This window comes from Candidatus Manganitrophaceae bacterium (genome assembly GCA_016200325.1).
GTDB lineage: Bacteria > Nitrospirota > Nitrospiria > SBBL01 > Manganitrophaceae > Manganitrophus.
This window is the reverse complement of the sequence record JACQEZ010000016.1, coordinates 163,574-188,902: the sequence shown is the minus strand read 5'-3', so window position 1 is coordinate 188,902 and position 25,329 is coordinate 163,574. Positions and strand designations below refer to the sequence as shown.

Here is a 25,329-nt window from a genome sequence, read left to right as displayed (position 1 = left end):
TAGACCTTTTATGAATAGAATTTCACACTTTAAGATAGCCGATCCATTCCCTCTTGGCAAGGCGATTCGAGGCGCGCTTTGATTCGCTTCTTTCGCTTATGCTACTATAAATAGACAGTGATTTTCAGCAAAGACTCCCTCACTTAAGCAGAGGTCATTCTATGAAGCGTGCAAGGACGATTCGCACTCAGATCGCGCTCGTACTGATGGTTCTCTCGATTTTTGCGGCATGCCGAAGCACTCCGGTGACCGGCCGGGAGCAGTTGATCCTGATCCCCGAATCCCAAGAGATCCAGTTGGGATTGACCTCCTATCAAGAAGTCCTCTCCAAAGCGAAGCTCTCGAACGATCCTGAAAAAGTGGCGTTGGTCCGGCGGGTCGGGGAGCGGATTGCGGCGGTCGCAAACAAGCCCGACTACAAATGGGAATTTAATTTAATTGACGACGATAAGACGGTGAATGCGTTCTGTCTTCCCGGTGGGAAGGTTGCTGTTTATACCGGGATTCTCCCGGTGACTCAGAATGAGGCGGGACTGGCGACGGTCATGGCGCATGAGGTCTCGCACGCGCTGGCGCGTCACGGTGGCGAGCGGATGACGACCGGTCTGCTGGCACAGCTGGGGCTTGCCGCGCTCGATGTGGGGCTGGCCGTGAAGAACCAAGATCCGGGAATGATCCAGGCGGTCAATAGCGCCTACGGGGCGGCGGCACAAGTCGGGGTCATCCTCCCATTTAGTCGAAAGCAGGAATCAGAGGCGGATCATATCGGTTTAATCTTAATGTCCAAGGCGGGTTATGATCCGCAAGAGGCGGTTCATTTTTGGGAAAGAATGGCCAAACTCGATAAGGCCAAGGCGCCGGAATTTCTCTCCACGCACCCGACCGATGAGAAGCGGGTTCAACAGATCACAGCATGGCTGCCGGAGGCGGAGCGGGAATATCAGCAGAGCCAAACAGGCCAGGGTGGAAAAAGGTAATCGGACGGCGGCGGAGCGGCCTCTACGGGGTCTCTGAGGTCCCTTGTTTGCAGAGCTGTTTTTCGCGCTCGGCGTCGGCGGTCGACTCAAGATGAGTATAGGCCTTTTCCAGGAGACAATGCGGTTCGACCTGTTGCGGGCGAAGCTTGACCGTCTGCTCCAATTCAAGGATTGCCTGTTCGTATAGATCGACGTTGAGATAGGCCTTTGCCAAGCCGAGATGGGCATCGGCAGTGTCAAATTTCCGACGAAGCAATTTCTGATAGGTATTAATCGCCTCCTGTGTTCTTCCCTGCTTCAGGTAAGCTTCCCCCAGCTTGAGATAAAGCCCCGGATTCTGAGGGGCCAGTCCGACGGCCCGTTTAATCGCAGCGATCCCCTGATCGGTGCTTCCCTGCTTAAAGTAGACATCCGCCAATCCTTCATAGGCTCGGGCATTTTGAGAGCTCAATTGCGTTGCTTTCAGAAAAGATTGAAGCGCTGGGTCGATCGCATCATTTTTCAAATGGCTCTCTCCCAGAAGAATGTGCAACTCCGGCTCTTGCGGGTTTTTGGAGAGAGCATTCTGGAAGGCCTCAATCGCATCACTCCACTGTCCTCGCCCTTTATAGATCTCTCCTATTGAACGGTAGGCGCGGACATATTCCTCGTCTGACGGCTCCGGCAGGGGTAGAAAAGAGACCCCGTCGAGCACCGCGGCGATGATCTCTTTCTGATTCTCATAAAAAGTCGAGGGAAATTCAAAATGGAGCTGGACGAGATTCAGCCGAGCTGAAGCGGTATAGGTGTGGAAAATTTTTGTGATCCCCTCCCGCTGACCGAGCCAGACCGATTCTCCCCATGTTTCCCCATTTACTTTAATTTTCCGGGAGGAGAGGGCTTGCAGGTAGGAGATTTTGTTTTGAGAGAGCTTCTGAACGCGCTGAGAGAGGGGGATGGAAGGCTCCAGTTTGAGATAGTCTTCTAGAGAAGGGATATTTTTCTCGTCGGTGGCGGTGAGTCGAACGATCGGTGTTCCGGTCGGTTTTAATTCAGCGACAAACAAGCTATTGGCGGCATTGGAGAGATGCCATTGAGGGGAAAAAGTGATCTCGACGCCGATCTCTTTCGATCTGAATAGGTGGGCTCGATTGTCGACGATGGTCTGTTTTGAAGCGCATCCATTGAGAAGAATCATAAGAAAGATGAGAATGGAGAGGGGGACAGGAGATCTTTTTGTGCCGAGATACTTCAGCAAAGAAAGCGCCTTATAGGAAGGCTTCTTCTGGAAAAGGTCGGTCATGGAAGGTGTTGAATCGCGACCTCTAAAAAATCCCATAATACCTGCCGTGTGGTCGCATGTGCGTGGGCATAGCTCTTCCCTGTTAGTTTTTCATACAGCGCTTTTATCGCCTCTTTCTTCGATTGGGAATCTGTCAGCGTGAGAGAGGGGGAAAGAGACACCACGTCGGGATATCCGTTCGGATCTTTTTTGATTAAGAGAGATTCTCCTTGATCCGTTTGTATCCACAAGCCGACCTCAATCATTTTCCCTCTTCACTTTTTTTCTGACGTACTTCTTTATTATAGGTGAGGTCGCTCGGTTTGTCCTTTTCACCGGACGGCCCCAGCGCGTAAGAAATCAAAATAAGCGACCCGATGAAAAAGAAAAAGGCGAATGGAAGCAGATAGTAAGTGAAGCTCATCGCGATGGATAAAAAGAGCCCGAAAAGCCCAAGGAAGACAAGAAGGCAACCTCCGATTCCCTTCATAAGGGATTCCGGAAGGGGGATGGGGTGCAAAATAAATGGGTCGGGTCAGATCTCTTCAGGAGAAACGGTATCGTTTTACTGCCTGATTTTTTCTTCCGCCTCTTGCTTGGTTTTGCAATCGATGCAGAGTGTGGTGACAGGACGGGCTTTTAGACGCTTTATGGAGATTTGGCCGCCGCAGGATTCGCAGATTCCAAACGTCCCTTCATTGATACGATCAATGGCTTCATCGATCTTTTTTAGTAGTTTTTGCTCGCGCTCGCGGAGTCTCAAGAGAAAGTTTTGGTCCGCTTCCGCAGAGGCTTGGTCCCCCAGATCGGTCAGTGTCTCATTCACCTGGTTCAGCCCCGATCCCAAGATCACGCCCGCTTCGGCCAACAATGATTCCCTCTGTTTTTCTAAGTCTTTTTTGATTTCTTCATAGGGGTTTGTTGCCTTCTCTTTTTTCTTCGTGGCCTTCATCCGATTGTTCCTCTCCGTTGCCATTTGCGGGTCCCTTTGGGTAAAAAGCAATTAGCAAAACAGTATAACAAAGAATGGCGGGAGCGTCAACAAAAACCAGACGGGAACTTAGTAATGAAATAAGGGGAGAGAGGCCGTTTTCGCTAATGAATGAGGGGAGTACAGCGGGATTGGAAAGGGTCTATTCTTCTTGGAGGCGCTTGATTTCTTCTTTAATTTCAGTCTCCGCCAGGGGAGGGATCACCTCCCATGCGACCTTCTCGATGATCTGCTTCAATTCTGCCTTCGTAAGTGCCGATTGTAACAACCCAGGAAGAACCTCCCAGACCACCTTCTCGACCGTTTCCACAATATTTTTTTGCAGTAACGCATCGATCTGTTGGCGATCAACCTGTGGTTGACCAACCGGGGGCATGGGAGCGGATTCAGTCAGAAAGGTGGGGGGGGGCGGGGAAGGGGGTGCCGGTTCTGCCGAGTTGACATCCGAGAGGGCCGGAACAGCCGGCTCCTTTATTTCAGTCTCCAGAGAATCCGAGGCCTCTTGCATTGATTCCAGCGGGGCCGTAGAAAGAATCTCCGGCAAAGACTGTTCAAGAAGATCAGGCTCTTCTGGCGGCATGGGGGGCGGCTCCTGGAAATATCGGGTCTCCTCCAGAGAGGTGTCTGTTTCAAGGGGAGAGATCTGCTGCTCCACCGGCGCGGGCGGAGGTTGCAACGCCGCGGGGTCGATGAACATCTGGGTTTCTTCACCCATTTCATCGGAGGGCGGCTCTAAATTTTCTATCGAAGGGGTGGCCGGTTCCAAAGCTTGTTCAAAAGAGCCTCTGTCTTTCAATTCGTCGGTCAAACTTCCTGGGCTGGACCAGCCGAGGAGTTCCTCGATCTTGACCGCCTCGCCGCCCGGATTAGAGAAATGTTCGGAGAGACTTTTTTCCTCTCTCAGTTGGACCGACGCCGGCTGCATCATGACCGTTTCGGCGGTCCCTGTGTGCCGCTTGACCTCCTTCGCCAGCTCTCTCGAGTCGATCGGTTTCTTCAAAAAAGCCTGGATGCCGGCCGATTGGAGTTGCGCCGGATCATAGCTTTCGGTCGAGTTGATCAGAAGAATGATCGGGGTGTCGGATAGGCTTCCTCTTTGCCGGATCTTTTGCACAAAAGTAAAAATATTCATTCCTTCGAGATTGTAATCTGCCAGGATCAGGTCGGGTTGATTTTTAAAGGCAAGATCGAGGGCGGAGAGGCCGTTGTCGATCGACGTGATTTCGTAACCCTCTTTTCGAAGGGTCAACTCGACCAGTTTTTGAACGGCTAGATTGTCATCGATGAGGAGCACTCTTCGGGGCATTTCAGCTCACGATGGGCGAATGTTATGGATGAGGAGCGGGTTCTGCCGGGCCGGTGAAACGAGCAAACCGTATCATAGGATCCTGGGTCTGTCAAGAAATGCCCTCTCTTTTGGGGGGGTGCAGGCCAGTCGAGCAATCGGGGTGATTATTCCAAGAAGGAGTTTTGCCGCTTAGGTCAGTGTTGCGACGGGGCTGATAAAGTCTTGCCAGCCGAGATGAAGTTGGACCGCCCCGTCCGTCTCCTTTAAGACTGTCTCCGCCGTCTGGTAGGCGAGGTGGGGAAGGTTGTTCTTCTGACTTATATGCGCGAGAAAGAGCGTTCTCAGCTTGGGATGCAGGAGCGATTGGAGAAGGGTACCGGCTTCATCATTGGAGAGGTGGCCTTGATTTCCGGAAACCCTCTTTTTGAGGTGTTCCGGATAGGGGCCGTTGAGCAACAGATCGATGTCATGATTTGATTCCAAGATCAGGACATCGCACTCTTTCAGCGCCTCCAACGAGGGGGTGAGGCAACCCAGGTCGGTGACCATGCCGACCTTGTGCCAATCGGTCTGGACGGTGTACCCGACCGGATCGGCAGCATCATGTGAAATGGGAAAAGGATGGATATAAAAACGATCGACCCGGAAGGGACTGTCGGTCTCAAAGAGATGAACCGGCACCGGGAGCTTTTTCAGCGGTTTTGCCGCCCGCCGGGTTGCCTCGTTTGCATAAATGGGGATGCCATACCGCAAGGCAAGAACATCGGTACCAAAGACATGGTCTTGATGTTCATGCGTGACCAGCACCGCTTTAATCTGACGGGGATCGACCTGAATGGCGCGAAGCCGAGAGACAATCTCAGAGGCGGAGAGGCCTGCGTCGATCAAGACCCCTTGTCCTTCTTCCTTGCCGTGGGAAGGGGTCCCAATGTAGGTGGTGTTCCCCCCGCTTCCACTTCCTAGCAGACAAACCCGTAACTCGATGACACTTCCCCCTGATGTGATGGACGAAGATTAAAGAAATGCCTTCCGCTTGTCAAGCGGCTTCAAAGGGATAGAGAGGAGTCGAATGGGCTGTCAGCGTAAAACGCGATCAGCGATGAAGAGAAGGCGTCGTTTGAATGAGCATGAAGAATCAGCAGTAATCGCTCTGTGCGCAGGCGAGGACCTGCTCTTCACGGCTCATATCCCGGTAGATGGTGACCCCTTTGCAGCCCTCCCGATAGGCAAGAAGAAACACCTTCTCGACGTCTTGAGGGGTCGCTTCTCGTGGGAAGTTGACCGTCTTGGAGACGGCATTGTCGGTATGTTTTTGAAAGGCCGCCTGAATTCGAATGTGGAATTCGGGGGAGAGATCATGGGCGGTCACGAAGATCCGTTGAATCTTCTGGGGAACTTCGGGCAGCCCTTTGACCGATCCGGTCGCGGCGATCCGCGCAATCAGCGCTTCCGAGTAAAAGTTCCCCTGGCGGGCTGCCTCCACAAAACGAGCATTTAATTCGGGCAGGCGAACGCCTCCCAGAACCCGACGATGGTAGGAGAGGGCATACAGCGGCTCGATCCCGCTGGAGCAGCCGGCGATCACACTCAACGTTCCGGTGGGAGCGATCGTCGTCGTGGTCGCGTTCCGAAGCCGGAGTCCCTGTCCGGCGTAAATGCTCTGGTCGTAGGCCGGAAAGACCCCCCGCTCTTTCGCAAGCGCTGCGGAAGCTTCGCGTGCCTCGCGTCGAATGAGCGACATGATCTCTTCGGCAAGCGCGAGCGCTTCACGGCTGTCATAAGGAATTGCCAATGCGGTTAAGAGGTCGGCAAATCCCATGACGCCGAGTCCGATCTTTCGGGTTCGATAGGTCGCTTCTGCGATCTCGGGAAGGGGATATTGATTCTGATCGATCACATTGTCGAGGAAGTGAACCGCTTTCCAAACCGTCTCCCGCAGCTTCGAGTCGTCGATCGTCCCCTTTTCCGAATGCATTTTGACAAGATTAATCGAGCCAAGATTGCACGACTCATAGGAGAGGAGCGGTTGCTCGCCGCAGGGATTGGTCGCCTCAAAGGCGCCGAGCGCCGGGGTTGGGTTGGCTTGATTGATCCGGTCGATAAAAATAATGCCGGGGTCCCCGGTCTTCCAGGCGGATTGAATTATTTGATTGAAGACCATCCGCGCCGGAAGACGCCGGACCTCTGTTTGGGCTCGGGGGCTGAGGAGCGGATAGCTCGCCTCCTTCTGCAGCGCGTCCATGAAACGATCGGTGACGGCCACCGAGAGGTTGAAGTTGACCATCTCGCGGGGATCTTCCTTGATGGTAATGAAGTCGAGGATGTCCGGGTGATCGACGCGAAGAATCCCCATGTTCGCGCCGCGTCGGGCCCCTCCCTGTTTGATCACCTCGGTCGCCATGTTGAAGACTTTCATGAAAGAGACCGGTCCGGAGGCGATTCCCGAGGTCGAGAGGACCCGATCATTCTGGGGACGGAGCCGCGAGAAGGAAAAGCCGGTTCCGCCGCCGCTCTGATGGATCAACGCTGTGTCTTTGACCGCCTCAAAGATCGATTCAAGTGAATCTTCCACCGGGATCACAAAGCAGGCGGAGAGCTGCTGCAGCTCCCGTCCCGCATTCATCAAGGTGGGGGAGTTGGGGAGGAATTCCAGCGAGGAGAGGAGGTCGTAGAAAACTTCCGCTGTCTCTGCCGCCTCCGAGGCCGATCGGTACCGTCGGTCGGCTTCCGCGATGTTATGGGCCACCCGGCGGAACATCTGTTCCGGTGTTTCAATCAGGCGCCCTTCCGGATCTTTTTTAAGGTATCGTCTCTCTAAGACGGTAATGGCATTTTGAGAGAGGGGGGAACTGTTTGTACGCATCGTCGATTCCTCGGTTCTTAATCTGATCATATCGGGGGAAAAAGGGGGAGTCAAGTCGGCAGGGTGGCGTGGTTCCCTCGGTTCGCGTGGTTCGATTGACTCCATCGGTAACCCTCGATATGATAGCGGCGATTCACTTTTCAACGGAGAGATCCCTGATGAGATGGACGAAATGGACGAAATGGAACACAGCATTGCTTCTGTTTACCTTTTTTCTGGCCGGCTGCAGCGGGTCGCCGTCGCCTTCAGGGGGCGCCTCCGCAGGCCCGGTGCCGAAAGCGCCGGCCGAGTTTGCCAAAGGGGAGGCGCTCTTTAACACCCATTGTGCGCGCTGTCATGGGGAAGGGGCGCGTGGAACCGATCATGGTCCTTCTTTTCTCTCGAAGATCTATGAGCCGAGCCATCATGGTGACGTCGCCTTCCGAATGGCCCCTCAGCGGGGGGTGCGCTCTCATCATTGGAATTTTGGCGATATGCCAAAGCTCGACGGCGTCTCTCCGCAAGAGGTGGATGAAATCATCCCCTATGTTCGATGGATTCAAAAGCAGGCAGGGATTTCTTGAGGACGATGCACGCGTTGACATCGGTTTGTTATAAGGATAAGTTCATTTGATGACACGGCAGCAACGGGAGCGGCTCGCGCCGCTCTTGGAATCTTTTTACCAATCCCGCCCACAGATCGATCGAATCAAAGCAGACCCGATCGAGTTTCCGCATCGTTATGACGATCCAAAAGAGATAGAACTGGTCGGCTGGCTCGCCTCGGCGATGGCGTATGGCCGGGTTGACCTCTTCAAGGCGGCGGTCGAGAAGATCCTGGCGCTGATGGAAGGGGGACCTTATACCTATCTCTCCCGTTTTGACCCGAAGCGGGAGCGTCGACGATTCGAGGGGATCTATTATCGACTCAGTGCGACGGAGGATCTCCTCTGTTTTATTTTTCTGATGAGCCGGGTGGTTCAGCGGTTCGGCTCGGTCGGCGATCTCATTCGCTCCCTCTACCGTGAAGAGGAGGAGGATCTCGGCCCCACCCTCTCCCGGTTTATTGAGAAGGTGACCGCCGTTGATCTGGCCCCCATCTATGGGAAGAACATCCTGCCAGATGGACTCCGCCACCTGCTCTCCTCACCGGCACACGGGAGCGCTTGCAAGAGATCGAATCTTTATCTGAGATGGATGATTCGGCCGAACGATGGGGTTGATTTTGGCCTCTGGAGTACGATTCCGCCGAGCAAGCTGATTATTCCGCTGGATACCCACATCATCCGAATCGCGCGCTATCTCGGACTAACGCGAAGGAAGAGCCCCGATTGGAAGATGGCGAAGGAGATCACCGAAAGCCTTAAAACCTTGGATCCGGTCGACCCGCTTCGATATGACTTTCCCCTCTGCCACCTTGGCATCTCGGGGGCCTGCCCGCCGGAGAAAAACCGCTCAAAATGCCAGGCATGCCCCCTTCTCGGCGCTTGCCGGCGGGGCCGCCGTGCGATCGGAAAATCGCTTAAGACACCCTGTCTGGGGCCAACCGTTCTCCCCGTCTAGGTTTTCTCTTCACTCGAAGATGCTGAGCCGGTTTATTTAATCACGATATCGTACTGAGGCTGGGAAGGGGGAAGATCAAATTCGATCACGGCATGGTCCCGCGCGCCGATGATTCCGTTTTTCTCTCCTCCCCTCTGGATGGAATCGGAGAATTCCACCTCCACCCGCATCCGTCCTGCCTTGGGGACCGATCCCTTGTAACAGTAGCGATGTCCTCGGTCTTCCTGAGTCGCCTCGCTTCGTTGATAAAGAAATCCTCCCCAGGAGACCTCTCTGATCGAATCGGCGTTTCCCATCGGACCGAGCTTTACCACAAAGGGGGTCGGCTTCGGGCAGGCTTTGGGAGGAGCGTGAAGGGTGCGGCAGGTGGGAAGATCGCAGGGGAGAGAGTCGAAAAAGGGTTTCCAGCCCCCTTTTGCTTCCCGGTGGTAGAGATAAATTTGGACCTGCTCCTTCCCTTGACGGAATCCTTGCAGATAAATCGGTTTTGTCCCTCGATTCACGATACGAATTTTGACAGGAGTCGGTTCATCGGAAAAAGTTTCAGAGGGCTGGGGGATGATGGTTCCGATCGGAACGACGGGGTAGCGTAAGGCGTTCGTATCGATCGTCGGTTCTTCACCGACCGTGCCCGGCTCGGTGGGCCCGGTACTGAGGCCGATTAAAAGGAGGAGGAAGAGTGAAAGAGCGGGCCGCCGCATCAATGGCTTAGACCGTAAAATGCGATTCGGGCTCTCCTTGAAAAGGTCAATTGGATGTGGTATCAATAGCAGCCAGCAGTCACACCAGGCTGCCAAACAGAAGCGAGGAGGACACCGTGCCGATCTATGAATATACCTGCCGAGAGTGCAAACAGCCGTTTACACTCCTCCAGCCCCTTTCGGCAAAACCGGAGGAGACCCCCTGTCCGCATTGCGGCGCGCAGAAAAGCGAGCGTCTCTTCTCCACCTTCGCATCTAAGGCGAATGGGTCCGACGGCCCCACCGCTTCACCCGGACCTTCCGGCGGCCATTCCCATGCCGGAGGCTGCTGCGGATGACCCCCATTTCTTAGTCGGAAGATACCCCTTTCTCCGATGGGCCGTCAACAAGATTATCAGGCCGCTTTAATAGCGGCATCTCTCTTAAAAAGAGATTCTTTTTTCTTCCGGTTTTGAAAGGGGTCGCTGGCTTGACCCTCCTCTGGAACCATGTTACTATTCGGCCACTTTAGGGCAGAGGGCGCAGATTCCTGAGCGGTTCCGTTTTGCTCGGGAGATGGACTTACTTCAACAATGGCGGCGATTCGAGGAATAGAGCTAAGTAAGTCCTTCCAGCACTATCAGGTCCTCAATCGGATCTCTTTGGAGGTGAAGGAGGGCGAATGTTATGCCCTGTTTGGCCCGAATGGCGCCGGGAAGACGACCCTCCTGAGGATCCTGGCGACGCTCCACCGCCCCACCTCCGGACGATTCGAAATTAACGGATTCGACGGCTCTCGCGAGCGGATAAAGGTCCGCGAATCTCTCTTTCTCATCAGCCACGGCTCCTACCTCTATGATGATCTAACCGTTCTGGAAAATATCCGTTTTGCCATCGGCCTTCGTGGAGGAAATCCGACCGAACGGGAGATGAAACTGGCGCTCGACCGGGTCGGCATCGGCGCCTTCGCCGCGCTAAAGAGCCGATATCTCTCTGCAGGGATGAAAAAACGCCTCTCGATCGCCAAGGCGATGTTGGTCCGCCCCAAAGTGCTCCTTTTAGATGAGGCCTATGCTTCACTCGATGAACGGGGGGTCGATATGGTGAATGGATTTATCCGAGAGGTGGCTCAAGGGGGAATGACGGTCCTTCTGACGGCGCACGACCGGGCGAAGACGGCGGAAGTGGCCCATCGTGCCGGTGTTCTGAACCGGGGGGGGCTGAACGAACTGGCCGTAAAAGAACTACTGGCGGAACATGCACTTTTTTAGGGTGATTCAATGGATTGCATGGAAGGATCTATTAAGCGAGCTCCGCAGCCGTGAAAACATCTCTTCCATGTTCTTTTTTGCGCTGATTGTGATCTTGATTTTTAGCTTCAGCTTCTCGATGGATGCAAAGAGCAGCCGTGAACTGATGCCCGGGATTATCTGGATTGCGTTCGGGTTCACCGGGATTATTGGATTAGGGAAATCTTTCTTGGCCGAAGTACATAACGACTGCATGGAATATTTCCAGATGCTTCCGGTGCCCAAGGGTGCGATTTACCTTGGAAAGTTTGCCGGTAATGCCCTTTTCATGTTAATTGTGGAAATCATCCTCTTTCCGATGTTTATCCTCTTCTTCAACCTGGATGTACTTGAAAAGACGCCGATGATTCTGCTAATATCTCTGGCGGCGACGATCGGACTTTCGGCATTAGGCACCCTTTTTTCCGCCCTGACGGTTCAGATCCGAGCAAGGGAGGTGATGTTTCCAATTCTCCTCTTGCCGCTGGCCGTGCCGATTTTTATCGGCGCGGTTGAAGCGACGCGCGGCGTATTCAACGGCGATCCCCTTCCGCTCTATCTTGATTGGATCAAATTGCTGATCGTCTTCGACCTCATTTTTGTGACCATTTCTTTTTGGGTATTTGAATTTATCCTGGATTATTAATAAGATGATTGTCAGTCGTCTCATTGCAAGGCTTCAACGCTACGAAGGATGGTTCGGTGTCGCCGCCGGGCTTCTGATCATGGTCGGCCTCTACATGGGTCTGGTCACCTCGTCGCCCGATTATTACCAGGGAGAGGTGGTCCGAATCATGTATATTCATGTCCCCGCCGCACAGAGTGCCATGTTCGCCTATACCGTCCTCTTCGGCGGGAGCGTTTGGTATCTCTGGAAGCGCGATCCGATCGTCGATAATATGTCCCACGCGGCGGCCGGGATTGGCGTTTTCTTTACGCTCGTGGCGCTCATTACCGGCTCGATTTGGGCAAAGCCGACCTGGAATACCTGGTGGACATGGGATCCCCGGTTGATCTCCTTCGCCATTATGCTCCTGATCTTGGTTGGATATTTAATGCTTCGAACGTTCCTGGAAGATAAGGAGAAGGAGGCGACCTATGCCGCCATCATTGCCATTATCGGTTTTGTCGACCTGCCGATCATCCATTTTTCGGTCGAATGGTGGCGGACGCTACACCAGCCTCTCTCTATTTCGACCCGGGGGGTCAGCATCGCACGCGACATGCTGATTCCGCTGCTTTTGATGTCGGTCGGGTTTTATCTTCTGTTTGCTTATATGCTGATGGTCCGGACGCAGATGCTCTATCTTCAACACCTGCTCGAAGCAAAACGGGGACGGATGCTCAGCAAAGTTCATCTATGAGAACCGATGGCCTAAAGGAAGGAGCGGCCACCCGTAGCCTAGGAGAAGGAGCGGCCACCCGACAATGAAATGGTTTTACATCCGGTGGGGAGGTGTCCTGATTGTTGCAGCCACCATCGGGATCTTTGGAATTCAGCGATACAATCGGGACGTCACGGCGATTTCTCCGGATCGGCTTCTTCGCGAGCAGCCGACACAGATGGTCCGGGTCCTGGGAATGGTGGAAGCCGGGAGTGTGATCAAAGAGGCCGAAGGGAAGCCGATCGGGTTTCAGCTCTCTGGGGAGGGGGCGAAGATCGGTGTCCAATACCAGGGAGAAGAGGCCGAGAACCTGAGAGATTTAAAAACCGTGGTGGTGGTCGGAAAATGGAATTCAACCACGCAAACCTTCGAATCGGAAAAACTTGCGCTCGTGCCGAATTATGGGTTTGTGACGGCGGCATATCTGATCTCATTGCTTCCGATGGGGCTTTTCCTTTTTAATATGGAACGGAAAGTCGCATTGTTATATATTCTTATTAAAGAGGAAAAGGTCTATCAGCCGGAGCAGCTGGCGGAGGAGCAACTTGAAAGGCGGTAAGAAAACAGCGATCATCATCAGCATCCTGATCGTCGTCGGTGGGGTCGGATACCTGGTCTTCGGCAATTTCGGTAAAAATCTGATCTATTTTGTCACCCCCTCCGAGGTGGTCACCTTTGCTCCCGATCATTATGGCAAGAAGGTTCGGGTGGCCGGACTGGTGGTGAAGAATAGCCTGAAAGTGGTCCCGAATACCTTGCAGTTGACGTTCGATCTGACCGATGGGGCTGAGAAGATCCCGGTTGCTTTTGAAGGGGTGCCGCCCGATCTCTTTAAAGAAGGACAAGGGGCCGTTGTCGAAGGATTCTGGGATGCCGATCGGACCTTTCATTCCCAAATGATTATGGCGAAGCACTCGGAAGATTACATGCCGGTCGAAATGAAGAAGGCCGGTGGAGCGCTCCCGAAGAAGGACTTCTTCAAGACCTTGAAAGTCGATTAAAGTGGAAGTTCCGAACATCAAAGAGCCGGGGACCTCGAAGAGCCTATTTCGAAGGGTCTTTTGCAGGGTCGCTCATGGAGGTCCAGATAAATGATCATCGAGCTTGGCCATTTCGCCGTCATTACCGCGCTGATTCTTGCGGCGGTCGGGATTGCCTCTCCCATCGTCGGATTGAAGCGGCGTGAGGCGGTTTGGGTCGAAGTGGGCCGTCAGGCGGTCACGCTGAATTTCGTCCTCATCTCGATCGGGATGTTGGCGATGGAATACTCCTATTTGACCCAGGACTATTCTGTAAAGTATGTCTATGCCACTTCCAACAGCAAGCTTCCGATCTTTTATAAGGTGGCGGGTCTTTGGGGGGGGCATGAGGGCTCCCTCCTTCTTTGGTCCTGGATTCTGTCGTTCTTCTGCATGCTGGCAGCTCGAATTCACTGGAAAACACAGCCGGCGGTGATGCCTTATTTGATCGCCATGCAGTCGACGGTGATGAGCGGATTTCTGCTCCTCATCCTCTTTCTCTCCAACCCTTTCGAGAGGATCTTCCCGATTCCGCTGGATGGAAGGGATCTCAATCCCCTTCTACAAGATCCTGCGATGGTGATGCACCCCCCCTTCCTCTACCTCGGCTATGTGGGGCTGTCGATCCCATTTTCATTTGCAATGGCCGCTCTTTTTTCAGGGCGCTTGGGAGAAGAATGGATTAAGGCGACGCAGCGGTGGACGCTGATGGCGTGGCTCTGCTTGACGATTGGAATTCTGATGGGGGGCTACTGGGCTTATTATGAGCTCGGCTGGGGCGGCTATTGGGGATGGGATCCGGTCGAAAATGCCGCCTTCATGCCTTGGCTCGTCGCCACCGCCTTTCTTCATTCGGTGATGGTGCAGGAAACAAGGAAGATGTTCAAGGTTTGGAATCTCTTTCTCATCATCCTGGCCTTCTCCCTCTCTCTCATCGGAACGTTCCTGGTCCGAAGCGGCATTCTTTCCTCGGTCCATTCCTTTGCCGCCGACCCAGGCCGGGGTGTTTTCATCCTCGGATTTCTTTCCTTCATGTTGCTCCTTTCTTTTGGAACGCTGATCTTTCGATCTGCCAAGCTGAAGAGTCAGATTGAGATGGATTCGGTGATCTCCCGGGAGGCGATTTTCCTCTTCAACAATCTTTTCTTCCTGGTCGCCATGGTCACCGTCTTCATCGGGACCCTCTATCCTCTGCTGACGGAAGCGCTGCAATTCAAAAAGGTCTCAGTGGGGCCTCCTTATTACAACACCGTTTTCATGCCGGTGGCGCTCGGTCTCGTCTTTCTGATGGGGATTGGGCCTTATATCCCGTGGCGGAAGGCATCGATTCAGAGCTTGAAGGGGCTCTTCTTAATACCGGGGTTGATTGCCTTAGGAGGTCTGGCCTTTTTTTTGATCGCCGGCATTCGGCACAGTTATGCTTTGGCCGGGTTAACCGTGGTCTGCTTCGTCGCCGCCGTGATCTTTCTCGATTTTGCCAAGCTCTCCGTTTTCTGGGCGAAGCGGGAGCAGGTCAGTTCGCTTCAAGGATTTTTAACCGCTTATAAAAAGAATCCGAGGCGGCTTGCGGGGATTCTCACGCATATTGGTGTGCTGGTGATGATCGTCGGAATTATCTTCTCTACCATCTATCAAACTGAAAAAGTATTGATCATGAAGCCCGGGGAAGAGACGGGGCTCGGCGCCTACCGAATCAAATTGATTCGGCTTTACGGCGCAGAGGGGGTAAACTGGGAAGGCCAAGAGGCCCTCTTTAATGTCTATAAGGGAGAGACCCTTCTCACTCAGCTTCGTCCTCAAAAGCGTTTTTACACTGTCTCACAGACGCCGACCACTGAGACCGCCATTCACCAAATCTACACGGGACATATTTTTCTGACGATTCCTGAAGTGGCACCCGACGGCAGTTGGGCACGGGTACGCGCCCTGCATAATCCGTTGGTGCTGTGGGTCTGGTATGGGGGGGGGATCATGGGGATCGGTGTGATCTTAAATATCCTCCGAGGCTCGCGGATGAAGTTATCAGCACTCCACCCGGAGCCCGCTCTTTCTGAAGCGCCGGTTTCTCTGCCGCGGCCAGCCCGGGAGGAGGTGCTTCATCGGTCGAATCGATGGCAGGCCTTTCTCAACGCCGTCTGGCCGGGGAGAAAAGAGGTATGAAGGAAATGGCTGAAACCAAATCTCCCTCGGTTGGCATTCGGAGTTGGCAGGTTGTACTGCTCGCTGTCATTTTCGGTTTGATTGTCCTTTTTTATAAAGGGCTCTGGGGAAATCCATCTTACATTCCGCCGGTTCTGGTCGGGACCGCCGCGCCGGAGATCACGGCGCCCGATCTCTATCAGCCGAAGGAGGTCTCGCTCTCTCAATTTCGCGGGAAGGTGGTGGTTCTCAATTTTTGGGCCTCCTGGTGCCAGGAGTGTAAGCTCGAGCACCAAAATCTCCTTGCCGTCCAAAAGCATTTTGCGCAGAACCCAAACTTTGTGATGCTCGGCGTCAATTATCAAGACAAGGAAGACCTGGCGCGCCAATATCTTCAGGAGCATGGCAATAATTTTAATCATATCCGGGATGCGAAGGGGAGGATCTCAATCGATTATGGCGTCTACGGCGTCCCGGAGACCTTCGTGATCGATCAGAACGGAGTAATCCGGCACAAACTGATCGGGCCGATTATGGGTGATAACTATACCTTCCTGATTGAGCAAATGGTCGAGCCTTTATTAAATGGAACGGCAACCGCATCATGATAAAGTATTGGATTCTCATTCCCGTTCTCCTTATTCTTTTCTCCTCGTTTTCAACGGCCCAAACGCTTACGGATGATCAACTCCAAGTTCGTGTAAAAGAGGTGGCGAAAACCCTTCGCTGTGCCGTCTGCCAGTCCGAGTCGGTCTGGGAGTCGAATGCGGAGCTGGCCATTCAGATGCGAGACATCATCCGGGAGCGGCTGGTCCAGGGGCAATCGCCCGATGAGATCCGCGCTTATTTTGTCAGCCGTTACGGCGATTTCATTCTGCTGCAGCCGAGGACGTTTGTCGGCATGAACTGGCTCCTCTGGGGCGGGCCGTTTCTGCTGTTGATCCTCGGTGGCACCTTCTTGTTCCGGACCTTGCGGAAGTGGGTGGCGCAAACTGCTCCTCCTCCGCCGGAGGATCTCTCCCCCCTCGATGAGCGCAGCAGAAAGCGTGTCGAGCAGGCGCTTCGCTCTTTCGAATCTGACAAATAACTTGAATTACTAAAGGAGTCGGTTATGTTTCCTTTTTCCGCCGGGTTGATGTTGATGGCGGTGACCTTGGTTCTGCTTTATCCGCTATGGCGCCGATCGCGAGCGGCATTAATCGTCGGTGACGAAGCGGCTTTGGATGAAGAACGGGTCGATCTCCAGATCGAGAAGGAGAGCCTTATGCATACCCTCTCGGATTTAGAAATTGATTTCGCCCGATCAAAAATGGCCGCGGCCGAGTATGGCCGTCTCAAGCTCGGGCATGAACACCGGCTGGCTCAGGTGCTCGATCGTCTCGATGCTTTATCGGGGATTGGTCTGGTCCCACCCAAATTAAAGAAGTCTAAACCGGTTTCGGGTGGCCCGGGGCCCCTCTGGATCGGTGTCCTGGGTGTGGCGGTGGTTGCAGGGGCGGTCGGCATGCATCAGCTCGTTCAGTGGAAATTGGAGCGCCAACAGGTGGCTGCCGCTGGAGAAGCGGCAGCCGGCATGCCTCCGGTCAATCCGGTTGAAATGGTGGCGCGGCTGGAAGAGCGTCTAAAGAAAAACCCAAACGATCTCCAGGGCCAATTGATGGCAGGTCGATCCTATATGGCGCTTGAGCGGTGGCCGGATGCGGAAAAAGCATGGCGCAAAGCGGTTGAATTGGATGAGCGAAGCCATGCCGCCCATTATGGGCTTGCCGAGGTTTTGATCCGGACGGCCGATCCGAACAATCGCGAGGTCTATCAAGAAGCATTGAGCCATCTCGATAAAGCATTGATCAATGTTCCACAAGATGCATCGATCCTCTGGGCAAAGGGGGTGGTGTTGGTTCACTTGGAGCGGTACCAAGAGGCGGATGAAGTATGGACCGAGGCATATAAATATATTCCTCCCGGAACGGAGAGCGCCGATTTCGTTAAACAGGCATTGCAGAGCCTCCGCTCAGGCCGGGCACCTTTATTCTAGTGGGATGCCTGTTCGGCGGAGCGGTGCCCTTTGATTCGATATAATAGAGGGGACGAGGCAAAAAGGGAACGCCCTCTTCAGGCCCGGAATAAGGACATTACATACGAATGATCGGTCCGATCAAGAGAGCGCTGGCGGTCTTCCTCTTTCTCTCCTTATCGATTGCCTGTTCGAGGAAGGAGGGCGGAGAGGGGAAGCGTCCCCTCGCGCTGGAAACCGGTGTCGATGTCGGACTGCTCGCCCCCGATTTTATGACGAAGAATCTCCGTGGAGGATCGGCCTCGCTCTCGCAGTACCGGGGCAAGGTCGTTCTGATTAACTTCTGGGCGACTTGGTGCGGTCCGTGCAAGATGGAGATGCCGTCGATGGAGGCGCTCTATCGAAGCTACCCCCGGAATGATTTTGAAATTTTGGCCGTGTCGATCGACACAATGGGTGAGCCGCCGGTCCGGCTCTTTGTGGAAGATTTCGGTTTTACATTTCCGGTATTAATGGACAATGAGTTTGAGATCAATGATCGATTTCAGGTCCGTGTTGTTCCGACCAGCATCCTCATCGACCGGAAGGGGGTTGTGGCGGATCGGTTCCTCGGCGCGAAAGATTGGAACAGTAAAGAGAGCCGGAGCGTGATCGAAAAGCTTATTCAGGTGAAGAGTTAGTTCTTATGAAGATCCACTGTTAAGGGTATAAAAATGCAGGGAGCGGAGAATATCTCACTCTTTATTGCCTTTTCGGCGGGGCTCCTCTCGTTTGTCTCCCCTTGTGTGTTGCCGGTGATTCCCTCCTACATTTCCTACATCACAGGGCTTTCCCTGGAGGAGCTGACCGCTTCGGAAGGGAAATCGCGGGCACGGGAAGTGGCGATCAAGAATTCCTTGATGTTCATCGGGGGGTTTTCTTTTATCTTCATCCTTCTCGGCGCTTCCGCGACACTCATCGGACGGTTTTTCCTGATCTATCAGTCGGCCATTCGACAGATCGGCGGTCTGCTGATTATTTTCTTCGGACTTTATATTATGGGGCTGATCAAACCGGCCCTTCTGATGCGGGATGCCCGGTTTCACTTCCAAAGCAAACCGGCCGGCTATCTCGGTTCTTTCTTAGTCGGAATGGCTTTCGGCGCCGGCTGGACCCCCTGCGTCGGTCCGATCCTTGGATCGATTCTTCTCTATGCGAGCGCCTCCGGCTCGGTTGCGACCGGGATTCTCTTACTGACGGCCTATTCATTCGGACTCGGTCTTCCGTTGTTTCTCTCTTCCCTCGGTGTTCAATCTTTTCTCGCTTATTTTAAGAAAACAGCCCGGTATATGCGGTGGATCTCCGCAACCAGCGGGGTCTTTCTGGTGGCCGTCGGCTTCCTTATCTTCACGAACTCCTTGACCCGCTTAACCTCATTTTTCTCCCAGATCGGCATCGGCTGGTCGATCGGACAGTAAACGCTCCTCTTTTTCTCTGGAAGGGTCGGTACATGTGGCGCTGTCTTTTTCTCATGTTTCTCTCCCTTTCTTCTTTCTTGGCCTTTTCAGTTTATGCAGAGGAGTCTCCGCGGAACTATACCTTTGCGGAGCTGGTTAAAACCGAGCGGGCGGCGATCGTCAGCATCCGATCGTCTCGTTTTGCGAAAGAAGGGGGGGGGCCGCTCAAAGACTTCTTCTCTCTTCCCGGCAACCGATTGAAGCCCGAGGTTCGAGAGGGAAGCCTCGGAACCGGTTTTCTCATCGATTCCTCAGGTCTCATTCTCACCAATTATCACGTCATTGCTCCTTCGAACCATTTGGCCGAAGGGATCCTGATCCGCACCGCCGATCAGCGCGAATTCCCGGTGCGAATTATCGGAAAAGATCCAAAGATCGATGTGGCGCTGCTTCAGATTGAGGGGAACGCTCCTTTCTTTTCGGTGACCCTGGGCAATTCCGATCAGATGGAAATCGGAGAGTGGGTGGTCGCCCTCGGAAATCCATTCGGTATCGAAGAGATGGTCACAGTCGGGGTGGTGAGCGGAGTCGGCCGCGCGCTCGGTACCGGCCCCTATGACAGCTTTATTCAGACCGACGCAGCAATCAATATCGGAAATTCTGGCGGCCCCCTCTTCAATATCCGGGGAGAGGTGATCGGGATCAACACGGCCTTGAATGCTTCGACACAGGGGATCGGCTTTGCCATTCCGATCAATATGGTCCGAAAAATTCTGCCCGCCCTGCAGAGTGAAGGAGCGGTTACCCGTGGCTGGCTGGGAGTGATGATTCAGCAGCTGACAACCGACCTTGCGAAAGCTTTTAGATTAAAAGATGATCAGGGCGCCTTGGTCTCGGAAGTGATGAAGCAGAGTCCTGCCGAGCAGGCCGGCGTCTTGCGGGGAGATGTCATTACCGAATACGACGGGAAAAAAGTGAGCCAGATGCATGATCTGCCGACCCTTGTTGCGGAAACTCCGGTCGGTAAGACGGTTGCTATGCGGGTGATCCGTGACGGCGCGGCGTTTCAGCTGCGGGTCAAGATTCAGCAGTTGAAAGATGAGTAATCGCTCCTCTTTCCGAGGCGATTTCTGGAGAAAACGCTTTGCAACATTACGATATCATCATCGTTGGTTCCGGTCCGGCCGGTTCCGCGGCTGCAGCTGCCTTGGCACGGTCGGGACGGTCAGTCTTGGTATTGGAGAAAGCAAAACATCCGCGGCACAAATCATGCGGCGGAGGACTCTCCGCACGACTTCTCCGCTATCTCGATGAAGATGTAAAAGAGGTCATTGAGCGAAACATTCTCCACCTCTCCTTCCGCTTCAAGAAAAAAGAAGCTGTCTTTTCATCGGCTACCCCTGTTGCCTACTTGGTGGCGCGTTCCCGGTTTGATGCTTACCTGGTCGACAAGGCGAGAGAGGCGGGGGCGGAAATCCGGGAGAGCTGTCCGATGGAGGATTGGCGCGAGACCCCCGAAGGAGTCGAGGTGCAAAGCCGCGCAGGCCGGGAGACCGCTTCATTTTTAGTCGCCGCCGACGGTGCAGGGAGCCGTGTGGCCCAGAAAGTCTATCCCGCTTGGATCCAACGCCGTGCCTTCTCCCTGGAAGCGGAAATTCCTCTCCGAACCAAAGAAGAGACGGTCTGGATTGATTTAACCGTCCCCAGGGGATATGGCTGGGTTTTTCCAAAAGAGTCGGGTGCGGCCGTGGGCGTTGCCGATTTCCGGGGGAAGGTTCAGAGACCGCATCGCCTCTACCTTGATTTTATTGAAAGGCAAGCACTCCTTTCGGAGGCACAGCAGACTTTCCCTAAAGGCTGCACGATCCCCATTCATCAGCAGCCGGTTCCTTCGCTGGTAAGAGGAAGGGTTCTCCTGGTTGGAGATGCCGCGGGGCTGGTCGATCCCCTCTTTGGAGAGGGCATTTTTTATGCGATCCGGAGTGGACAGATGGCTGCCAAAGCAATCAGTGCATCCTTCACGGGGAGTAAAAAAACCGAATCGTATGATGAAGAATTTCGGGAGGCCTTTTATCCTGATTTTAGGGTGGCCGGTTTTTTGGCGAAGTGGGTTTACACCTTTCCCGCTCTCTTTTTAGAAATGACGCGGCGCCATCCGGCCGCGATGGAACTCTATCTGGACGTCTTACGGGGCAAGCGGACTTATTGCGACTTTTGGAGGGAGGTGAAGTGGGCCTTTCTCCAAAAATGGATTCCGTTCAGGCGTACTGCTGTATAAACCATCCGACCATAAAGATCCCCATACCCAGCAAGGTAAACTTAAAAAGAAACCCCATGCTGCCGTTTTGGAGGGCAGAGACGATTAGGACATTTAAGATTAATAGAAGTCCGGTCGCCTGAATCAATCTTCCAAGATAATAAAAAAATTTTCCCATCGCAGACCTTTCAACCGGCCCGATGCTCGGGCATTCCGGAATCTAACATAGCCCCGCTGAAAAATCAATTTGGCCGCCTTATTCCTCCATTTTCTTGACAAATCATCGATGGCTGTTATAGTTGGCTCGACGTCTGGTTCCATCCTGGATAGGGATTATGCCGCAACCCCAACAAAAACGAAAGATGCTCGGAGAGATGTTGATCGCCGAGGGCCTTCTCTCATCGGAGCAGCTCAAGCGGGCGCTCGCCGAGCAGAAAGCGCACGGCGGCAGAATCGGCATGGTCTTAAAGACGCTCGGCTTGGTCACCGAGGATGACATCATCAAAGTCCTCGGAAGGCAGATGGGAATTCAGTATGTCGGTCTGGCCGGGATCATCATCGAACCCGGGGTGATTCAGCTGGTGCCCGAGATGATTGCCCGGCGTCATCAAGTGGTTCCTTTGCATAAGAAGGGATCGGTCCTCGTCCTTGCCATGTCCGATCCACTGAATGTCTTCGCAATCGATGATGTGAAGCGGATTACCGGTTGCGAAATCGAGCCGGTGATGAGTAAAGAATCGGAGGTGATGAAGGCGATTGAGCGGAACTATTCGGGAACTTCCTCTATGGAGGAAGCCGTCCGCGAAGCCGATCGCCAGGGGTTTGGCGTAGAGGACGGAGAGACTGTTTTGGAACTCTCCAAGCTGGCCGAAGATACGCCGGTTGTCAAATTCGTCAACACCATGATTATGCAGGCAGTAAAAGAAGGGGCAAGCGATATCCATATCGAGCCGGATGCGGATGCACTCCGGATCCGGTTCCGGCGGGACGGCCTGCTGCGGGAGGTGATGACGGCCCCTCGAAACTTGCAACTGGGTATTGCTTCCCGCATCAAGATCATGGCTGATGTTGATATTGCGGAGAAGCGGATTCCCCAAGACGGGCGATTTCAAATAAAGGTGGGAGATCATGACATTGATCTCCGTCTATCGACCCTCCCGACGCTCTTCGGCGAGAAGATCGTTATGCGGTTGCTCGACAAGTCCAATCTGGATCTTTCCCTCCTTGATCTTGGTTTTTCACCCGAAATCCTTCAGACATTCGAGAAGCTGATCCACCGACCATACGGTCTGGTACTGGTCACCGGCCCAACCGGAAGCGGTAAGACGACCACCATTTATTCGGCCTTAAAGCAGCTGAGCTCGGTGGAGAAAAATATCGTGACGATTGAAGATCCGGTGGAGTATCAGATCAAACTAGTGAATCAAATGCAGGTCAACAACAAAATCGGGGTTACTTTTGCAAATGGGCTTCGATCCATTTTAAGACAAGATCCAGACATTATCATGGTCGGTGAGATCCGCGACCGAGAGACGGCGATCATCGCCATTCAAGCGGCGCTTACAGGACACCTGGTTTTGTCGACACTTCATACCAACGACGCCTCCGGTGCCATCGCCCGGCTCATTGACATGGGTGTCGAGCCGTTCTTGGTTGCATCCTCGCTTCTTGGCGTCGTCGCTCAGCGGTTGATCCGCAAGGTCTGCAAACAGTGCAAGAGCGCTTACCCCGCCACCCCTGCCCTCATGGCCGACCTCGGTTTGGCCGATCTCATTAAAGAGAACGGTCCAATCACATTCATCAGGGGAGAAGGGTGCCTGGAGTGCCGGGGGACCGGTTATTCGGGCCGCATCGGTATTCATGAATTGCTGGTGGCCGACGAGGCAATCAGACAGCTAATCGTCAGCCGCGCTTCGTCAAGCGAGATCCGCCGCCATGCTGGAATGAAATTGAAATCACTTCGGAATGAAGGGCTTTTAAAAGCAATCCAAGGGATCACTACAATCGAAGAGGTCCTCCGCGTCACGCAGGAAGTTGACGGTGAACTTACCTGAGAATTCCAGCCTAGTATATCTCCAATGTTCCTCGATTACTCATACTCTCCAAGAGTCTTTCCTGACGAAAAATGGCCCGATATAAGGTGATCTTCTACACAAGAATATTTTTCTGAGGTATGTTTAGTCCAATGGTTCTGCTATAACCAGATGACTTTGCTGGGCTTTTCTCTATTCTCTTATATAATACCGTATAGGCATAAAGCTTGCAAAATTAAGGAGCGGAATATTGAGGGGTTTTGGAAAAATGCCGATTTATCGGTACAAGGCAAGAGATAAATATGGTGCGCTTCTGGACGGGATCTTTGAGTCGAACGGCAAAGAAGCCGTCGCAGGCCACCTCGATGGACTCGGCTATATACCCGTCTTAATCGAAGAAGAAAAAGCGGGTGGTATCAGTTCGGGGCTTTTTTCAAGATTCGAGAAGGTTACCCAGCAGGATTTGATTATTTTCTCCAGACAGTTGGCCACATTAGTGGGTGCCGGTATTCCATTTACTGCGAGCTTTAGTGCCCTGGCAGAGCAGACCGAGAATCCGAAACTGAGAGAGATCATCAATCAAGTGCGCCGAGATGTAGAGGGGGGAAGCGCCTTATCCGATGCTTTTGCGAAGCATCCGAAGATTTTCAGCTCCCTCTATATCGGAATGGTAAAGGCGGGTGAGACAGGGGGAGTTCTGGATGAGATCCTTAACCGGCTGGCGATCTTAGCTGAGCATGAAGCCGAGACGCGCGCCCAGATTAAAACCGCAACGCGCTATCCAAAAATCGTCATCATAACCTTAGCCGTCGCCTTCGGGGTGTTGATGACGTTCGTTGTTCCGAAATTCACCGGTCTTTATTCCAGTTTCAAAGTGGAATTGCCCTGGCCAACCCGACTGTTGCTTGGGATTAATAAGGTGGTTCAACAATATGGTTTCTTCCTATTGGCTCTGATCGCGGCGGCGGTCTTCGGCTTTAGGAAGTATATCAATACCGCGCCTGGAAGGTTTTGGTGGGATGGTCTAAAGCTGAAAATGCCGATCTTCGGGCCGATCTTTAAGAAAACAGCCCTCTCCCGTTTTGCCCGTGTCTTCGGGACGCTCCACCGGGCAGGCCTCCCTATTCTTCAGACGCTGGAGATTGTTTCGGAGACAGTTGGCAATGTCGTGATCGCGAGGGTTATCACTAGCGTCCGAGATTCAGCCCAGCAGGGGCGGGGGATTGTCCAGCCGATGCGGGTCAGCAAGGCCTTTCCTCCAATCGTCATACAGATGGTGGCGATTGGAGAGGAAACCGGCAAGATGGAAGAGATGATGATCAAGGTCTCGGAGTATTACGATCGGGATGTCAATTATGCGATCAAAAATCTCTCGGGTAGCCTAGAGCCGCTGCTTCTGGTAATCATCAGCGGCGCGGTCCTTCTCCTGGCATTGGCGATCTTTCTACCCTGGTGGAGCCTGATCGAGGTGGCCAAAGGGGGGAAATAAAGATAATCAGGGAATGACAATTACGAGATAGTAGATGCTCCCGGTGGGGAGGATCTCATCGAGACCCCGATGATGAAATTGGGTCGGCAAAAAGGCAAAGCAATGAATGGCACTTCATTCACAATAAAGGGAGGAGAGGGTTCATGAGAACGATAAAGAATGAAAAAGGTTTCACGTTGGTTGAGTTGGTCCTGGTGATCGTTGTCCTTGGTATTCTGGCGGCCTTTGCGGTTCCGAAATTCATCGATGTGGCAAAGAATGCCCGGATTGCCAGTATCAACGGGTTTGCGGGCGGGCTCCGCTCTGCGGTGGCCGTGGTGAAGACGCAGTATATGGTGGTCGGAACCAATACTACCCCTGTCACCATGGCGGATGGTTCAACCGTGGCCGTTGGAATTGCCGGTGCTGCGGCGGGTGTTCCGACTGGAGCAGCTGCCGGCATTGGAGCGGCCCTGAATGATACCTCCGGATTTACTGCGGCATTCGGATCCCCGACGACGTACCAACCAACGAACGGCGGGAGTGCAACCTGCCAGGTTTCCTATGATCCGGCAACAGGAGCGGTTACTACGACCACTGGAGGTTGTTAGTCTGATCGGCTGCAAGCGGAGCTAGGAAGTTAAGAAAGTATCGGAGAAGGAAAGGTACTGATAGCATAGGAAAATG

At 53.5% G+C, this 25,329-nt stretch carries 29 protein-coding genes; 20 read left to right on the top strand and 9 right to left on the bottom strand.

Annotation, left to right across the window (positions count from 1 at the left end; genetic code table 11):
- Positions 1-161: 161 nt before the first annotated feature.
- Complete coding sequence (locus HY282_13825) at positions 162-977, top strand: M48 family metallopeptidase (protein ID MBI3804831.1); 816 nt, start codon at positions 162-164, stop codon at positions 975-977.
- A gap of 22 nt (positions 978-999) precedes the next feature.
- Here HY282_13825 and HY282_13820 read toward each other — a convergent pair whose 3' ends face one another.
- From HY282_13820 to HY282_13790, 7 genes are all read right to left on the bottom strand, one after another.
- Positions 1,000-2,214, bottom strand: a complete 1,215-nt coding sequence (locus HY282_13820) for a tetratricopeptide repeat protein (GenBank protein ID MBI3804830.1) — start codon at positions 2,212-2,214, stop codon at positions 1,000-1,002.
- Positions 2,215-2,255: 41 nt separating this feature from the next.
- Entirely contained in the window at positions 2,256-2,504 is a 249-nt protein-coding gene (locus HY282_13815; GenBank protein MBI3804829.1) for a hypothetical protein, read from the bottom strand.
- Complete coding sequence (locus HY282_13810; protein ID MBI3804828.1) at positions 2,501-2,728, bottom strand: hypothetical protein; 228 nt, start codon at positions 2,726-2,728, stop codon at positions 2,501-2,503. The genes HY282_13815 and HY282_13810 overlap by 4 nt, the downstream gene beginning before the upstream one ends.
- Before the next feature lie 75 nt (positions 2,729-2,803).
- Positions 2,804-3,190: an RNA polymerase-binding protein DksA gene (gene dksA / locus HY282_13805; protein ID MBI3804827.1), complete on the bottom strand. Its 387-nt coding sequence runs from the start codon at positions 3,188-3,190 to the stop codon at positions 2,804-2,806.
- 181 nt (positions 3,191-3,371) lie between these two features.
- Positions 3,372-4,535: a response regulator gene (locus HY282_13800; GenBank protein MBI3804826.1), complete on the bottom strand. Its 1,164-nt coding sequence runs from the start codon at positions 4,533-4,535 to the stop codon at positions 3,372-3,374.
- A 171-nt stretch (positions 4,536-4,706) separates the two neighbouring features.
- Complete coding sequence (locus HY282_13795) at positions 4,707-5,405, bottom strand: MBL fold metallo-hydrolase (GenBank protein ID MBI3804825.1); 699 nt, start codon at positions 5,403-5,405, stop codon at positions 4,707-4,709.
- A 247-nt stretch (positions 5,406-5,652) separates the two neighbouring features.
- Complete coding sequence (locus HY282_13790; protein MBI3804824.1) at positions 5,653-7,380, bottom strand: vitamin B12-dependent ribonucleotide reductase; 1,728 nt, start codon at positions 7,378-7,380, stop codon at positions 5,653-5,655.
- 158 nt (positions 7,381-7,538) lie between these two features.
- Here HY282_13790 and HY282_13785 point away from each other — a divergent pair, with 158 nt between their 5' ends.
- Together HY282_13785 and HY282_13780 are read left to right on the top strand one after the other, a co-directional pair.
- Positions 7,539-7,943: a cytochrome c gene (locus tag HY282_13785; GenBank protein MBI3804823.1), complete on the top strand. Its 405-nt coding sequence runs from the start codon at positions 7,539-7,541 to the stop codon at positions 7,941-7,943.
- Positions 7,944-7,992: 49 nt separating this feature from the next.
- Entirely contained in the window at positions 7,993-8,922 is a 930-nt protein-coding gene (locus HY282_13780; GenBank protein MBI3804822.1) for a TIGR02757 family protein, read from the top strand.
- 32 nt (positions 8,923-8,954) lie between these two features.
- On the opposite strand, the gene HY282_13775 is transcribed toward HY282_13780, so the two are convergent.
- Complete coding sequence (locus HY282_13775) at positions 8,955-9,623, bottom strand: hypothetical protein (GenBank protein MBI3804821.1); 669 nt, start codon at positions 9,621-9,623, stop codon at positions 8,955-8,957.
- 116 nt (positions 9,624-9,739) lie between these two features.
- Between HY282_13775 and HY282_13770 the strand changes: the two genes are divergently transcribed.
- The 14 genes from HY282_13770 to HY282_13705 all read left to right on the top strand — a co-directional run bounded on the left by HY282_13770 (position 9,740) and on the right by HY282_13705 (position 21,162).
- Positions 9,740-9,961 carry a zinc ribbon domain-containing protein gene (locus HY282_13770; GenBank protein MBI3804820.1) on the top strand — a complete coding sequence of 74 codons (222 nt, stop codon included), beginning with the start codon at positions 9,740-9,742 and terminating at the stop codon, positions 9,959-9,961.
- A 234-nt stretch (positions 9,962-10,195) separates the two neighbouring features.
- A complete protein-coding gene (gene ccmA, locus HY282_13765; GenBank protein MBI3804819.1) occupies positions 10,196-10,873 on the top strand; it encodes a heme ABC exporter ATP-binding protein CcmA in 678 nt (225 codons plus the stop codon).
- Position 10,874: 1 nt separating this feature from the next.
- Positions 10,875-11,537 (top strand): heme exporter protein CcmB, encoded by a 663-nt coding sequence (locus HY282_13760; GenBank protein MBI3804818.1) that lies wholly within the window; start codon positions 10,875-10,877, stop codon positions 11,535-11,537.
- A gap of 4 nt (positions 11,538-11,541) precedes the next feature.
- The gene (gene ccsA, locus HY282_13755; GenBank protein ID MBI3804817.1) at positions 11,542-12,255 is read left to right on the top strand and encodes a cytochrome c biogenesis protein CcsA; all 714 of its coding nucleotides are present in this window, start codon (positions 11,542-11,544) and stop codon (positions 12,253-12,255) included.
- 64 nt (positions 12,256-12,319) lie between these two features.
- A complete protein-coding gene (locus HY282_13750; protein ID MBI3804816.1) occupies positions 12,320-12,835 on the top strand; it encodes a cytochrome c maturation protein CcmE in 516 nt (171 codons plus the stop codon).
- Positions 12,822-13,277 (top strand): cytochrome c maturation protein CcmE, encoded by a 456-nt coding sequence (gene ccmE / locus HY282_13745; protein ID MBI3804815.1) that lies wholly within the window; start codon positions 12,822-12,824, stop codon positions 13,275-13,277. The genes HY282_13750 and ccmE overlap by 14 nt, the downstream gene beginning before the upstream one ends.
- Before the next feature lie 90 nt (positions 13,278-13,367).
- Positions 13,368-15,455, top strand: a complete 2,088-nt coding sequence (locus tag HY282_13740; GenBank protein ID MBI3804814.1) for a heme lyase CcmF/NrfE family subunit — start codon at positions 13,368-13,370, stop codon at positions 15,453-15,455.
- 5 nt (positions 15,456-15,460) lie between these two features.
- Positions 15,461-16,042, top strand: coding sequence for a redoxin domain-containing protein (locus HY282_13735; GenBank protein ID MBI3804813.1), 582 nt, complete (start codon positions 15,461-15,463; stop codon positions 16,040-16,042).
- Positions 16,039-16,521 (top strand): cytochrome c-type biogenesis protein CcmH, encoded by a 483-nt coding sequence (locus HY282_13730; protein ID MBI3804812.1) that lies wholly within the window; start codon positions 16,039-16,041, stop codon positions 16,519-16,521. The genes HY282_13735 and HY282_13730 overlap by 4 nt, the downstream gene beginning before the upstream one ends.
- 24 nt (positions 16,522-16,545) lie before the next feature.
- Positions 16,546-17,469 (top strand): tetratricopeptide repeat protein, encoded by a 924-nt coding sequence (locus HY282_13725; GenBank protein MBI3804811.1) that lies wholly within the window; start codon positions 16,546-16,548, stop codon positions 17,467-17,469.
- Positions 17,470-17,576: 107 nt separating this feature from the next.
- Positions 17,577-18,128, top strand: coding sequence for a TlpA family protein disulfide reductase (locus HY282_13720; protein MBI3804810.1), 552 nt, complete (start codon positions 17,577-17,579; stop codon positions 18,126-18,128).
- Positions 18,129-18,161: 33 nt separating this feature from the next.
- A complete protein-coding gene (locus HY282_13715) occupies positions 18,162-18,905 on the top strand; it encodes a cytochrome c biogenesis protein CcdA (GenBank protein ID MBI3804809.1) in 744 nt (247 codons plus the stop codon).
- Positions 18,906-18,937: 32 nt separating this feature from the next.
- Entirely contained in the window at positions 18,938-19,990 is a 1,053-nt protein-coding gene (locus tag HY282_13710) for a trypsin-like peptidase domain-containing protein (GenBank protein ID MBI3804808.1), read from the top strand.
- A 38-nt stretch (positions 19,991-20,028) separates the two neighbouring features.
- On the top strand, positions 20,029-21,162 hold the full coding sequence (locus HY282_13705; protein ID MBI3804807.1) for an NAD(P)/FAD-dependent oxidoreductase: 1,134 nt from the start codon (positions 20,029-20,031) through the stop codon (positions 21,160-21,162).
- Here HY282_13705 and HY282_13700 read toward each other — a convergent pair.
- A complete protein-coding gene (locus tag HY282_13700; GenBank protein MBI3804806.1) occupies positions 21,143-21,319 on the bottom strand; it encodes a hypothetical protein in 177 nt (58 codons plus the stop codon). The genes HY282_13705 and HY282_13700 overlap by 20 nt on opposite strands.
- Positions 21,320-21,476: 157 nt before the next feature.
- On the opposite strand from HY282_13700, the gene gspE reads away from it, so the two are divergent.
- The 3 genes from gspE (at position 21,477) to HY282_13685 (ending at position 25,253) form a co-directional block, all read left to right on the top strand.
- Positions 21,477-23,195, top strand: a complete 1,719-nt coding sequence (gene gspE / locus HY282_13695; GenBank protein ID MBI3804805.1) for a type II secretion system ATPase GspE — start codon at positions 21,477-21,479, stop codon at positions 23,193-23,195.
- Positions 23,196-23,442: 247 nt separating this feature from the next.
- Complete coding sequence (locus tag HY282_13690) at positions 23,443-24,663, top strand: type II secretion system F family protein (protein MBI3804804.1); 1,221 nt, start codon at positions 23,443-23,445, stop codon at positions 24,661-24,663.
- Between the two features lie 152 nt (positions 24,664-24,815).
- Positions 24,816-25,253 carry a prepilin-type N-terminal cleavage/methylation domain-containing protein gene (locus HY282_13685; GenBank protein MBI3804803.1) on the top strand — a complete coding sequence of 146 codons (438 nt, stop codon included), beginning with the start codon at positions 24,816-24,818 and terminating at the stop codon, positions 25,251-25,253.
- Positions 25,254-25,329 lie beyond the last annotated feature (76 nt).

Coding starts and splice junctions, on each gene's coding strand:
- HY282_13815 (MBI3804829.1), bottom strand. CDS start 2,504: ATGATTGAGGTCGGCTTGTGGATACAAACGGATCAAGGAGAATCTCTC.
- HY282_13710 (MBI3804808.1), top strand. CDS start 18,938: ATGTGGCGCTGTCTTTTTCTCATGTTTCTCTCCCTTTCTTCTTTCTTG.
- HY282_13800 (MBI3804826.1), bottom strand. CDS start 4,535: ATGCCCCGAAGAGTGCTCCTCATCGATGACAATCTAGCCGTTCAAAAA.
- HY282_13715 (MBI3804809.1), top strand. CDS start 18,162: ATGCAGGGAGCGGAGAATATCTCACTCTTTATTGCCTTTTCGGCGGGG.
- HY282_13790 (MBI3804824.1), bottom strand. CDS start 7,380: ATGCGTACAAACAGTTCCCCCCTCTCTCAAAATGCCATTACCGTCTTA.
- HY282_13740 (MBI3804814.1), top strand. CDS start 13,368: ATGATCATCGAGCTTGGCCATTTCGCCGTCATTACCGCGCTGATTCTT.
- HY282_13735 (MBI3804813.1), top strand. CDS start 15,461: ATGGCTGAAACCAAATCTCCCTCGGTTGGCATTCGGAGTTGGCAGGTT.
- ccmA (MBI3804819.1), top strand. CDS start 10,196: ATGGCGGCGATTCGAGGAATAGAGCTAAGTAAGTCCTTCCAGCACTAT.
- HY282_13700 (MBI3804806.1), bottom strand. CDS start 21,319: ATGGGAAAATTTTTTTATTATCTTGGAAGATTGATTCAGGCGACCGGA.
- HY282_13730 (MBI3804812.1), top strand. CDS start 16,039: ATGATAAAGTATTGGATTCTCATTCCCGTTCTCCTTATTCTTTTCTCC.
- HY282_13785 (MBI3804823.1), top strand. CDS start 7,539: ATGAGATGGACGAAATGGACGAAATGGAACACAGCATTGCTTCTGTTT.
- HY282_13775 (MBI3804821.1), bottom strand. CDS start 9,623: ATGCGGCGGCCCGCTCTTTCACTCTTCCTCCTCCTTTTAATCGGCCTC.
- HY282_13690 (MBI3804804.1), top strand. CDS start 23,443: ATGCCGATTTATCGGTACAAGGCAAGAGATAAATATGGTGCGCTTCTG.
- HY282_13825 (MBI3804831.1), top strand. CDS start 162: ATGAAGCGTGCAAGGACGATTCGCACTCAGATCGCGCTCGTACTGATG.
- HY282_13810 (MBI3804828.1), bottom strand. CDS start 2,728: ATGAAGGGAATCGGAGGTTGCCTTCTTGTCTTCCTTGGGCTTTTCGGG.
- ccsA (MBI3804817.1), top strand. CDS start 11,542: ATGATTGTCAGTCGTCTCATTGCAAGGCTTCAACGCTACGAAGGATGG.
- HY282_13725 (MBI3804811.1), top strand. CDS start 16,546: ATGTTTCCTTTTTCCGCCGGGTTGATGTTGATGGCGGTGACCTTGGTT.
- HY282_13750 (MBI3804816.1), top strand. CDS start 12,320: ATGAAATGGTTTTACATCCGGTGGGGAGGTGTCCTGATTGTTGCAGCC.
- HY282_13720 (MBI3804810.1), top strand. CDS start 17,577: ATGATCGGTCCGATCAAGAGAGCGCTGGCGGTCTTCCTCTTTCTCTCC.
- HY282_13780 (MBI3804822.1), top strand. CDS start 7,993: ATGACACGGCAGCAACGGGAGCGGCTCGCGCCGCTCTTGGAATCTTTT.
- dksA (MBI3804827.1), bottom strand. CDS start 3,190: ATGAAGGCCACGAAGAAAAAAGAGAAGGCAACAAACCCCTATGAAGAA.
- gspE (MBI3804805.1), top strand. CDS start 21,477: ATGCCGCAACCCCAACAAAAACGAAAGATGCTCGGAGAGATGTTGATC.